This window comes from Lactobacillus sp. B4005 (assembly GCF_026536045.1).
Lineage (GTDB): Bacteria > Bacillota > Bacilli > Lactobacillales > Lactobacillaceae > Lactobacillus > Lactobacillus panisapium.
Genome location: NZ_JAFNOZ010000002.1, coordinates 92,343 through 105,153 on the forward strand (window position 1 = coordinate 92,343; position 12,811 = coordinate 105,153).

Annotated in this window: 5 protein-coding genes; all 5 read right to left on the reverse strand. The window is 38.8% G+C overall.

Features of this window, described 5'->3' with window-relative positions:
* On the reverse strand, positions 1–3,584 hold a 3,584-nt coding region (locus J3U73_RS04845; protein WP_267409758.1), incomplete at its 3' end, for a DUF1542 domain-containing protein.
* A 1,005-nt stretch (positions 3,585–4,589) separates the two neighbouring features.
* Positions 4,590–5,468 (reverse strand): fructokinase ScrK, encoded by an 879-nt coding sequence (scrK, locus tag J3U73_RS04850; RefSeq protein WP_267409759.1) that lies wholly within the window; start codon positions 5,466–5,468, stop codon positions 4,590–4,592.
* 13 nt (positions 5,469–5,481) lie between these two features.
* Positions 5,482–7,413: a BglG family transcription antiterminator gene (locus J3U73_RS04855; protein WP_267409760.1), complete on the reverse strand. Its 1,932-nt coding sequence runs from the start codon at positions 7,411–7,413 to the stop codon at positions 5,482–5,484.
* A gap of 57 nt (positions 7,414–7,470) precedes the next feature.
* Positions 7,471–10,092 carry a glycoside hydrolase family 38 C-terminal domain-containing protein gene (locus tag J3U73_RS04860; protein WP_267409761.1) on the reverse strand — a complete coding sequence of 874 codons (2,622 nt, stop codon included), beginning with the start codon at positions 10,090–10,092 and terminating at the stop codon, positions 7,471–7,473.
* Between the two features lie 8 nt (positions 10,093–10,100).
* Positions 10,101–12,770 carry a glycoside hydrolase family 38 C-terminal domain-containing protein gene (locus J3U73_RS04865; RefSeq protein ID WP_267409762.1) on the reverse strand — a complete coding sequence of 890 codons (2,670 nt, stop codon included), beginning with the start codon at positions 12,768–12,770 and terminating at the stop codon, positions 10,101–10,103.
* Positions 12,771–12,811 lie beyond the last annotated feature (41 nt).

Consider the following 12,811-nt stretch of genomic DNA (forward strand, 5'->3'; position numbering starts at 1 on the left):
ACTTCGGCAGAATTAATAGCATTAGTTGCTTCAGTTAATTTATTTCCAACCTCAGTCTGTTGACTATTCTTTTCATCAATAGTCAAGACTTTACTTTCATCGATTCTGCTGTTTGCTTCTGCTGCTTTTTGTTTTAAATAATCTATCGCATCAGCTTTTTGCTTATCTACAGTATCACCTGGTTGGTGTGCAGCATCAATCTTTTCTATGGCATTTGTATGTGCAGTATCTACCTCTTTAGGAAGTTTCGCATCACCAATTTCTTTTTTAGCGTTTGCAACTGCATCTTCAACCACTTGAACTTGAGCATCCTTTTGAGATTGAGTCAAAGTCGAATCATTTTGAATTTCTTTTTTCTTATTTTCAGCTTTTTGATTAATATCCGTCAATGCTGCATTTTTTTCCTTGTCTAAGGAGTGATAATAGTATATTACTTTTTCTGTTCCACCTGATGACATTTCAAAAGTAGCACCTACTGAAATCTGTTTGCCATCAATTTCAACATGATCTAAAGCATAATTATTTACATCAGGAGCATCAGGGACTACTACTAAAGAACCAGTTCTCCCAGTTATATTAGAAGCAGAACCAATATTAGGAACAAGATATGTGCCCGTTTTATTACCTTTTTCGTCTACTTCTTGATATTCAGGAGTTATGCTTTGATCATTGCCTTCTACATATAATGTAACTACAGGATTATTATCTGAAACCACGGTTGGCTTAGGTTGTAAACCATATCCCTTGGCATAATGATAACCGACTGGAACATTATCTGTAGTATAGTAAGAATTATTATCCCAATCAATAGTGTTACCATAATTAGCTGTTACTAATCCCTTCTCAGCTTCAGTACCTGTTTTACCAGATAGTGGAGATGTTAAGATTCGATCAGGGTGATCTTTATCAACATATTGGTAAGTAACTTTTTGTGGCGTGCCATATACATAAACCTTGTAAATGTAGTCATAGTGATTAGGGTCATCATCAGCAGCTGTACGCATAGGGACAATACCAACGTTTGCTTGCCCAGTAATTGGATCGCCATCATCTGCAGTAGTAGCCGTATTACCACCACTTTGCTTATCAGATTTGGCTCCAGTAAATACTTGGTTATCTAATGCCCACATATAGTTTTTAGGGATATTTTGAATAACGTATTTACTGTTTAATGGTATATATTGACCAATATAGTTATAATTATCTACATTTTCACCCTTATCCAAAAGAGGTATATTTAGCAAGCCATTGGCATTATTCCCTACTTTAACTGGATTTCCAAATTGATCGATAAACTGGACAGCCATCTTTCCAACCGGAAGAGCAATCGTTTGTAATTCACGAGTATTAGAAGTAGTAATATCAGAAAATTGAGCATCTTTTGATGGATCACCACCTAAAGGCGTTAAATAAGCTTTGCCACCTTTAACATACATTTGTGCAAATTGAGCTGTATTATTTGCAGGGTCTTTACCCCCTTGTGACTTTCCACCTAACCAAGTACTAATCTTGGAATTGTTCAAAGTAACAGTTCCTGATCCAGATATAACCCCTGAAGAAGTTCTATTTACCGCTGTTCCATCCCTATTTATAATGGCCAAATGAAGTTGCCTTGGTGAAGTAAATACAATATTTGATGAATCATTAGCCTGAATTACAGCACTATTATCAGTTTGACTAATATCTAAACTTGCACCAGCAGCAAAAGTGGCTGTTTGCCTAGCCCGGAGCTTAATAGCACCAGAAGAAGTAGTAACTGGTGACTTTAACGTAAAGCCTTGTCCAAAAGTATACTTAGCATCGTCTTTAGCTAATTGGGCACCATTTAAAAAGAACTGAAATCCTGATTGCTCCCAAGTAACGTTATCTCCAGCCGTAAATTCATCGATAAATAGAAACATAGCAGGATAGCCCGCGGAATTATTATTATAGGTTTTAGCAATATTAGTAGAGCCATTTCCCATAATAATTTTATTACCATAGCCAACAGAGTTTTTATCTATTCTGTCTTTAAAATAAAATTCGGAGAAATGTATATCGTTGGAGGTTCTGTACATCTCAATACTACTATTATTTGCGAAAATAATAGTGCCAACATTACGCGTAACTTCATTGGAAATATTAAATACATTTTTCCCAGAAAAAGTAAGCTTGGCTCCGCCAGCAACAACAACGTGAATAGGATTTCTATTACCAGATGGTGACAAATTAACATTATCAATATTAACGGTTAGCCCGCCAGCATCCCAAGCACCGGCTCCAACAACTACTAAAGCATCGTAATCCCAATCGTTGACAGCAAATCCTTGCTTAAAGTTTGCATTAGTAATGGTAACCGTCATTGGATTTGAGCTTGTAACATTTTGCAATCTGAAAACCTGATCAGTTAAATCAATCGTATGACCATTACCATTAATTATAACGTTTGCAGAACCACGTGGACGATTTCCAATATTAGTCCTATCAGTATTAGCCAAGTCACTTGTAATGTTAATATAAGTGACACTGGATGATACCCAAGCATTTGCTAATTCGGTAAATGTTGAAACATTAACAGCATTTTGCATATATTTAGTAGGATTAGTTACTTGATCAGGAACTGGAATATTTACAGAAGTTTGCGTTTCTTTAGCTACACCAACCGAATTGTTAAAATCCTGACGTCCATTATCAGGATCATTTGCAACAGTTACGCTCTTTCCTAAATCCGTATCAGCTGCTTTTCCCGCAATTAAATCATCATTGTCTTGAGTAGTAACATCATTGATACTTTTCTTATCAATTGCTGCATTATCAGAAGAGTTTTCTACTTTCTCAGAAGCAGGATTTTCCGTTACAATCTTAGCAGAATCTGTCGCTGAATTTTCACTTGACTTAGCCACTAGCGAACTAGTGCTTTCAGTATTTCCAGACTTGCTTTCCGTAACTGCAACCGAATTATCATTTGTAGCAATGGCGTTGTTAGAACTTGCCTTAGATCTGAAGAATACGCTCAAGCCTTTATAATTATCAATGCTTTTTCCATTATTAGCAGGTTGTAACTTCTTATTGACTACAGGGGCTTTTTTAGTATCTTTCTTAACGGTAGACTTAGCCTTAGAAATAACTGAACCAGGATGATAAGTATTATCAATATTGGACACGGTGTCTTCAATGATAGCCTTTACACCTGCTAGGTCAGCAGCCTCATTTAACTTGGTTTTTGCAGCTGTAACTAAGGCATCAACATTAGAAACTTGCTGCGCTTTTTCGGTACTAGTCAAGTTTAAATCTGAGTTAATTTTTTCCTTAATTATAGTAGCTTCAGCATCAATGTTGGTTAAAGCATTTTGTTTTGCGTCCTCTAACGATTTTGATTCTACAGTTTTTTGTAAATCTTCACTTTCACCCTTCTTTCCCTGTTCTTCTTGCTTATCAGTATCTGAAGCAGCATTTACCTGAAAGGTTGAGTTACTACTTCCTAGATATATCCCACCAAGCATAAATGTTAATAAAGAATAGCTAACTAGCCATCCCTTTTTACTTTTATGCATTTTATAATTTGTATTTTTGGTCTCGCCAATTAAGTTTGATTTACTTTTCAAATTATACTCACCATTCTTCCAATAATATAAATCATTAATATATAACAAACTTAGTCTAGCATAATCTCAAAATTGTATAAAGGCTTTTTTGATTATTTTATTAATAAAATGCTTTAGTTTAGCTACTTTAAAAGGGTTTTTCAAACTAAATAAAAGAAATTTTTAGGCTGTGTCTTTTAAAGAAAAAAGAAATTAAATTACATTTTACAAACATTAAATCTTTATTTATCAGATTATTTCGTATTCTTAAATTATATATGCAAAATATTTTTTAAGATCCAATATGTGTATTATTAATCTATTTAACGACTTATGTTATTTAAATTTTCTGGCAAGAAAAAATTTCAAGTTGACTATTCAAACTCCACTAAAACTAAATTTAAACTTTTTTTGTAGTCAAATATACAATTAGCAAAGAAATATTAGATAGCTATAATATTTTAAAATTTTGTTTCTCAGTTGAAACATCTAAAATTCTTAGCCAAAAATTATTCTGAATGTCTAATTTCACAAGCACTTTCAACAAGAAAGCTTAATTAGACATCATTTTTCTTATAATTACACTGGTCAATTCAAGGAGACAATTTTATACTTGAGAAAACAGTAGATTGGTCATAATGAATTAAAGATAAATATTTAACTTATTGCAATTTTTTTAAAATTTATATAGTAATCTTGAGAAACTGAAAGGAACAATGTGCTTTAATAATGTAGCACGCAATTGCTTTTTATATTATAAGTGCTTAAATACAATAATATATAAAATATTATTGTATTTAAGTATCCTAGACGTATATAGTGAAAATATAAATTATTGATTACCATAAACAAGTCATTGATACTACCAAAAGAATAATAACTACCTTACTCGTGTCTATGCTACGGCTGCTAAATTACCAAAAAAGTTAATTCTTGAGTTTAAGTAATTTTTTAAATAAACACAAAAACCAAGGAGCTTATTTTGCACCTTGGTTTGATTACTTACATATCTTTTTATTCAGTAACTTAATCAAATGACCGAAGCAGCCTCTTGGCAAGAGCAAAGTTTCCGACAGTAGCCGAACCATTTTCCGCAATTGCTGGCATCGTAATATACTGAGTCAAATCTGGAACTTGAACATAGTCATTTAAAAGCTGAGCGAATTCTTGCCGCACCTTTTTCAAAAACAATTCACTAACAACGCCGCCGCCAAACACAATTTTATCAGGCCGCAGGATGAGCGTGGCCTGTACGGCAGCCTGAGCAACATAATAACTTAAAATTGCCCAAACTGGATCGGTTAACGGCACATCCTCCCCTTTCTTACCTAGCCGTTTTGCAAAAGTTGGCCCTGAGACTAACCCTTCCAAACAATCTCCGTGGTACGGGCAAATACCTGAAAAATTGCTATCTGCAGGATGACGCTTGACCAAGACGTGCCCCATTTCTGGATGACCGATTCCGCCTAACACCTTGCCATCAATAATCGCACCACCGCCAACGCCGGTACCAATTGTGTAATATACGAGTGAACTGATATCCTCGTTAGATAAGCGTGACATCATGTATTCTCCATATGCTGAGCCATTGACATCGGTGGTAAAAAAGATTGGCACCTTAATTGCTGCTTTAATCATGCCAACAATATCCGTATTAGCCCAGCCCTTCTTGGGTGTTGTTGTAATATACCCATAATTAGGTGCCGTCTTTTTAATTTCAATTGGGCCAAATGATGCGACACTAATTGCCGCCACATCGAATTGCTTTAAATAATTAATGACCCTTGGAATAGTTTCTTGCGGATTCGTAGTGGGAATTACGCACCGCTCTTTAACTTGGTAGTCCTCATTACCAACGGCACAGACAAACTTGGTTCCCCCTGCCTCAATTGATCCAAATAACATTTTTGCCCTTTCTTTAATAACTGCTTTTAATTAACGAGCTGATTGCATTCTTTATTTCAGCTGGTTTAGAGCTTTTATCGATAATTTTTCTAAAAGTAGAATTGGTTTGCAAATCAACAATAAAATCGAACAACTTTTGCACACTGAGGTAATCCGGTCGAGCAATTGCCAGCAGAAAGACATACTTTACCTCGTTTTTTTGATCCCATTTAATAGGCTGATCAAGTCTAGCAAAGGAAACCTTCGACTTCTTAGTTGCATAACCCAACGAGTGCGGTATCGCAATTTTGCCACCGATTGCAGTTGAATACATTTGCTCTCGTTCGTAGACCTTCGGCATAAAGTCCTTACTGACAATTTTTTTCTGTTCCAGATTATGGATTAGCATATTTAACAACTGCGTTTTAGACATCTTGTCTTTTATCAGGTAGATATTTTCCTCATCAAATAATTTATTAATTGCTCGGTAAGGATTATTAAGCGACTTTAGATACTCAGACAATTGCAAAATATCATTATGGAAGTTAGCTAAGTCAATCTGAATTACTGGAATCGCGGCATCATTTAGTGGCACCATGGAAATTAGAAAGTCGTTGCCCGCTGCCTTGCCTTCAAGATATTCATCATAAGTATAAGTCCCCGTGATATTTAAAAATGAAGCAAACTGCGTCTCTAGCTTGGCCCGCACTAGCGAAGCCGTCGACATCCCTGTCCCGCAAATTAAGGCCGCATTCTTTTGGTAAGAACGATTGCCCTGCCGCTCGATTGACGCACCCACATGCAGCGTAATAAATGACAGTTCATCATCATTGAGCTTCAAGTCAAGCATGTGTTCCAAAATCGGAGCAGAATAGGCCGTAATCTCATAGGCATAGGGAAAAGTCGACAGAATAACATTTAACAGTGGGTTCTTCCGGTTGCCGTTAACTGTCTTAATCTTCACCAAGTTTTCCAGATGCTGGACTAAGTTAATCCGCAACTCATTATCATCCAGAAGATCAATCGCAAATTCTTTCTTGATATTTTGCAAAAAAATCGTCACGGCCCTAGTAATTTTTTCCTTAGTATTAATCTTATTGCTGCTACGAACACATTCCGGATAATTCAAGGCAAAATGATACACTAAATCATTAACCTCATGGCAATTAAACTTAACGTTAAATACCTTTTCCAGCTTCTGGCACAATTTTCTTAAAGTTGCTAGCACTTCAGGCTTAATCTTGACCGTATTACTATTCTCCAAGTGAAAACCCAGTTTGATTCGGGATATAGTTAAAGCCGCATGTAAGATAATATTTTTCGTATTAATATCTGAAATATGATAACTATAATGGCGTAAAAAGCCGTGAATTAGCTGCTTGAGCTTGTCTAAGTCAATATTGGCAAAGATGATTTTTTCCTGCTCGGTGAAGTCAACGATGTAGCTGTTGGACTTCTTATTAATTAACTTAGCAATAATGAATTTGCGCTTGGCTGACTCAGTACCAGCCACCAAATAATAGTCGCCTTTCTTAACAACCCGTAAATTGAATTGGCTAAATTCTTTCTTAATGGTCACCAGATAAGTAAAAAAGGTATTGTCACTGATAAATAGCTTATCTGTCAATTGACTAAGGCAAACTCGGTCATTAACCAGTAAATACTGTTCAACCTCGATGATGCGCTCGCCAGAACTCGAAGCTGGCAAATCGCTTTTAGCAATCTCACTCAGCTTTTGCCTTGTTGCATCACTGATCTCATTAAGATAAAAGCCCTCACCTCGTTTATTTTGGATTTTAACGTGGTCACTAGAAAGTTCCTTATTTAATTCCTTAATATCGGATCTGATTGTTCTAGTACTAACGTTGCATTTTTGAGCTAAAAAGGAGGCAGAAACGTAGCGGTTGGCTGAATTGTTTAATAAGAATTCAAGGATTGTTCCCAATCGTTTATAAGATAGTTTCATACTTTCACTTCTTCTCATTTTGATTTTGTAAAATTGGTTACCTGCAGGTGATTCTTGCTAGATTGGCTTAATTAAGGTAATCAGGTCGTATGGCGCAACTTGGTAGTCTTGCGCGATTGTTTCTTCCAAGCCATTAACCACAATGAAACCTTCATCTTTTAGGTAAGAGACATCCTGTGTTTCACCGGTAAGATTTGATAAGCGTAAAACCAGGTTATCTTTAACGGTGTAAGCTGGGTACAAAGCAGCCACTTCCAGATCGGGCTTAAGGTTAAGCCAGGATTGCGTGCGTGCAAGTTTTGGCAAATCTGGTGCAAACTCAATATCCCACAGTTTGTTATCCAGGCGATTGACGAATAAATTGTATTTTTGCAACTGGTAACTAACAGACGGTGAATACCACTTAGTTAATTGCTTTGATAAACTTTCTTCAGTCACCAGCTGGGAACTAGTGGCATATAGTCCAAAAGTAAATTCGTTAAGGCCCTGTTCTTGTGCCATTGGCGTTGGCATCATAATGTGGCCTACCGAAGTGGTATCACCCGAAGCACGTCCAGGGCGCCACAATAAGTCGGGTTTACCCAACTGGCCAGTTGTTGCCATTAACGTAATGTAGAGTGCATCCCCTACTTTTTCGTATTCCTTTTGCCCTGTCCCTAGGAAATACAACCCTTGATTTTGATTTCTTAGACCAACCATGCGGTCAAACAAGTAAATATTAACGGGCTTTTCGACAAACTCATCATTCCAGTTGGCTGCAATTGGTTCATTTTTAGTTTCGCGAAAACCGCCCTGAATTTGTGCGTGCGCATAGTCAGTTTCAATATCAGTCTTCAGCCGCAACCGTAAGCGATGTGCCAGTACTTGGTTATCGATAATTAGTTTAGCCGTAATCACCTTTGCCTCGTCGGTGATTGACAGCACCAACTGGTAATTGACATCCTTTAATCTACTCTCGGCGGTGGACACCCGATCTGCCAGGTCGTACGGTAATTGCCACTTACCCTTCAAAGTCAAGCTTTCGATTCCTGGTGCCGCCTGTTTATGGATAATGCCATTCCACGGTAAGCGCACCTCGCTATCACCCCTTAATGGTGAAAAATCGTAGGTATCGCCATCATTGGCCTGGTCATAAATGCTGATGATATCACTGAAGGTTTTATTCTTGGTAATCAAATAGAACTTGCCTTCTTCAAAGACTAATTCAACGTGTTTATTGCCAATTGAGCTGCCACTTTCTTCTTGCAGCTCCGGAGCAGCATGCTTGCTGTCATTAAAATGCAGCACCTGATAGCCCAAACCAGCCATCTTAACGTGCAGGCTAACTTTAAGTTTAAAGTAACCTGGTTCATCCTTAAATTCATAACCGTTGGGTGTTAACTGCATAATATGTGGCCGCGCTTTAATTTCTTCTTTAGCAACAATCACCGCTTCATTTTCTGCTGGAAATTCAATCTGGGAAGTTGGGCTAATGATGGTCACGGTCTTACGGCCATCAAATTCAGTTGGGTCCAGGTTAAAAATAAGAACATCATGGTCATTTAATTTTAGTCGCTGAGCCAAGCGCTTTTTAACGTAATTTTCCACTCCTTCCGCAATTTCAGTTGCCTGCTTAATGCGTTGATTGATATCAAGCGCAACATTGTCGGTCACGCTGCCACCCAATGTATCATGCGGCTGTAATTCAAACAGCAGTTTCCACAATTTGATCACAATGCCGTTTGAAATAGGGATACCAGCATACTTAGCAATTAACATTAATGGTTCAACCCTCTTGGTAATAAGCTGTTCAAGCTTAAAGTTGCTCCGCTTATTGCGTGAACGAACAGAGCCAATTGTGCGGTGAACGCGTGAATAAGTTGGGTAGCGTAATTCACCCTGATATTCTGGTAATTTTTGTCCACGTAATTTGGCCATAAATTCTGGATAAGTCCCAATAACTACGTCATGCTTAGAATATTTATTCACCTGCTTGAGTGTGTGCGCGAGGTCATGAATAATATTCATCTGGTCAATGCCCGAGGGGATCAGAACCTCTTGGTTATTGCCTTTTAACGCTTCAAATTCAATCCCCTGATCCAGCCTGTTTTTGACAAAGTCCGCTAAATTTTGTTTTGATTCTAAATCAATTTGACCAGTGTAATAGCCCAAAGGGAAGTTGGCCGCAAAGACGGCCTTACCGCCAAGAGCTTTCCACTTAAAGTAAACAGAATTAGTCTGGCGCTTAAAGTTAGTCCCGCGCCACGATAAAAAATCATGAATTCCAACTTGGCGCAAAATCATTGGCAAATTAGCATTAAAACCAAACGTATCGGGTAAATATCCCAGCATCATTGGTTCACCGTAATTTTTGCAGGCATCCAAGATGCCGATAATCAAGTTGCGTAAGAGTGATTCGGCATTAGGCACCAGCGCATCTGTCTGTGTGTACCAGGGGCCAATGAACAACTGCTTACGCTCAACTAGGTCATGAATCCGGCTCTTGGCTTCAGGGTGAATTTCTACATATTCATCTACAATTGACATTTGGCCATCGAGCGTGAAATTGGCTTCTGGATGCTGCTCGAGTTCATCAAGAACCTCGGTAAAGAGCTGATCACTCAGTACTTGGGCATCCTGCGTTGTGAAATACCATTCTCTGTCCCAATGAGTGTGATTTACAAAATATGCTTTAACCATAATTTCTCCTAATATTCAAAATAAACTGTTATTAACTTAGCATGCGTCAATTCAGGTAAAACGACCTGCTTTTTAACCGGCGTCAATGACCTGACTTTTTTACCACGTAAATCTACGATTTCGATTTTTTGCGGCAATTTAGTAAAAGTGATGCGCTCCTGGATGGGGTGCTCCTTGGGGTTATACATCCTGATGATGTATCCCGGACGCTCATGATCTTTTTGAATTGTACTGATGCTCAACTGATTAGTTGTTGTCAGCCAACTAAAAGCTGGTTCATAGACTCTGGTTGCAGGATTAAACGGAAATGTCAGCCGGCCGTTCAAGAACTCGGCATATTCGTACACTTGTAGTGGCGTTTCGAGTTCTTTTACCTTATTTGCTAAATTACTGTTTTCGTAACTGGTTTGCCCCGTAATTAAACTAAAGGCAAAACTGAGTTGCTGGTTAAGCTGAGCCTGCGGTGTTGGAACAGTCTCGTCTCCTGAGGCACGTCCAGGACGGTACAATAAATCGCGCTTGCCCAGCATCCCGTAGGTACGAAAAATTGTTAACCTGATTGTATTATGCTTTTTTCCGCAACATTCATATTCCCGTACCCCTTGCGGTGCCAAGGCTAGCAAACGCTGCTCATCTGATAAGGCAACAAAGCTCTGCATCGTGTTAATTGCAATTGGTTTTTCTTCCCAATTAGCCTGATTTTGCTCCCAATCTTGCAGTTCTTTTTCTTTAACAAATGGGCGTTTAATTGCGCCAAACTGGATATCTGCAATGCTGGTCTTGGCGGCAATATCACCGGCAAAATCAATGCATACTCGGTGGCTCTTAGGCTTGGTGTTATCAATGTTGAGTACGCAATTAATTGCCGACTCGTTTTTCTTCAACGTAATTTCCAGCTGAACCGGCATTGGTGTATCCGTAATTCCTTGAGCCCGCTTAGTCAAATCACCAGGTACCATGAAGTCAAAATCAAGTATTAATTTACTAACTAATTGCCCGTGGATAACCTGTGCATGGTGCGGCTGACTGGTGGAATAAATCACCAAATCCTTTTTAGCAGGAGAATAATTATAGGAATCACCGTCGTCCCCATTTTCCTCAATCACGGCCTGGTGCTGGTATAAGTGCTGGTTGCGCTTATCCAAAATCGCTAAACTGCCGTCATCGTTTACCGTAATTCGGTAAAATTCGTTCTCAATTGTCGAATCTTGCTGCCGGTTAGCCAATTCGATTTCCTTATCAGCTAGCGGAATAATGTAAAATTGCTGGTAGCCCATGGCCGGAATTTGCTCAAACTCTAAGTTAACTTCTAAGCGGTAAACCTTATCCGGTTGGTAAATCTTCTTGCCAGGATCAAGCTGAATTGTTGCTCCCTTAATTAATTCCGTTACCTCCGTAACTGCTGTAATCTCATAAGGGACCTTTTTACCCGTTTCGTCTTGAAGTACGAAATTACGGCTAGGCGAATAAATTGTTTGACTAACTATGCCCTTACGCGGATGTGGCAGCAAATTAAAAACAGTTAGGGTTATCGGCTGCTCCTGCTTTTTTATGCGGGTAGCCAGTTGACGCAAAGTAACATCGACTAGGCTAGTGGCAATCTCTTGCACGGTTAGATAGCGGGCTTTAATATCCTCATTAACCCGGTCAGAAACGCAGTTGCCCATTGAATCATGTGCCGCATTTTGACACATCTTTTCCCAGATATCATCGACTGCTTCGGATGGATATGGCAAACCGTAATAATCTCCTAAAGCTAGAACCGGCTCCATCACATTACTCAAGTAATTTTGCAATTCCGTATTTAACTTCTTCAAGTCTGCCCGAGAAGAGGAAATCGACTTATGCACCCGCATATCTTTTCCGCTGTCCTGCTCACCCGTTAGACGCAAAAAGTGCGGCTGCTCCTTTTTGACTGCGTTAACATAATCGGTTAAAGAAGCAACTTCGAAGGTATATTTGCCTTGATTCGCCGCAGTTAACTTTTCGAGTAACACGGGCAGATCAAAGCGTATTGGCGCCATATCTGAACCATTCGGGAATAAAATATTGGCTGTTGTTGCCTCATCAACGATCGTTTTAAATGGTTCTTCCGTCATTAATTGCGCTAGTTTTGTTTCATCAATCACGCCACCGACAAAGTAGCCACAGGCCATCCGAAAAACAGTAACTTCCGTGCCATCTTCACCGCGCCAGATAAATTCAGATTTAGCAGCAGTGTCCCGGCAAAAGCCACGGTACAAAACCGCATCCTTGATGCCAAAGCCGCGATAGATTTGCGGCATACTGGATTCCTGCCCGAAAGAATCGGGTACATAAGCAACCGGCATATGACCGCCGAGACGATCACTTTGCTTAATCCCAATGCGTAAGTTATTAATAATACTTTCACCCGAAGGTAAAAACTGGTCGGTTTGCGTATACCACGGACCTAACGCTAATTTTCCTTCTTGCACTAAGCGCTTAACGCGTTCGGTATCTTGCGGGCGCCATTTAAGGTAATCAGTAATTAGTGACGATTGCCCGTCTAGCAAAAAGAACTTAAACACCCCACCTTGTTCTAAATAATCTAGGACATCCTTTACGTCTTTTAATAGGTAGACTTTTGCTTTAGACGCGGTAAAAAACCACTCCCGATCCCAGTGGGTATGCGGGACTACGTAAACTTTTTTAGTCATTTTCTCTCCTAAAGAAAAAACTATAGCTAGAAATTGCTTAA

Excerpts from the sequence above, each read along its gene's own strand:
- scrK (WP_267409759.1), bottom strand. The coding sequence starts at position 5,468 with ATGTTATTTGGATCAATTGAGGCAGGGGGAACCAAGTTTGTCTGTGCC.
- J3U73_RS04855 (WP_267409760.1), bottom strand. The coding sequence starts at position 7,413 with ATGAAACTATCTTATAAACGATTGGGAACAATCCTTGAATTCTTATTA.
- J3U73_RS04860 (WP_267409761.1), bottom strand. The coding sequence starts at position 10,092 with ATGGTTAAAGCATATTTTGTAAATCACACTCATTGGGACAGAGAATGG.
- J3U73_RS04865 (WP_267409762.1), bottom strand. The coding sequence starts at position 12,770 with ATGACTAAAAAAGTTTACGTAGTCCCGCATACCCACTGGGATCGGGAG.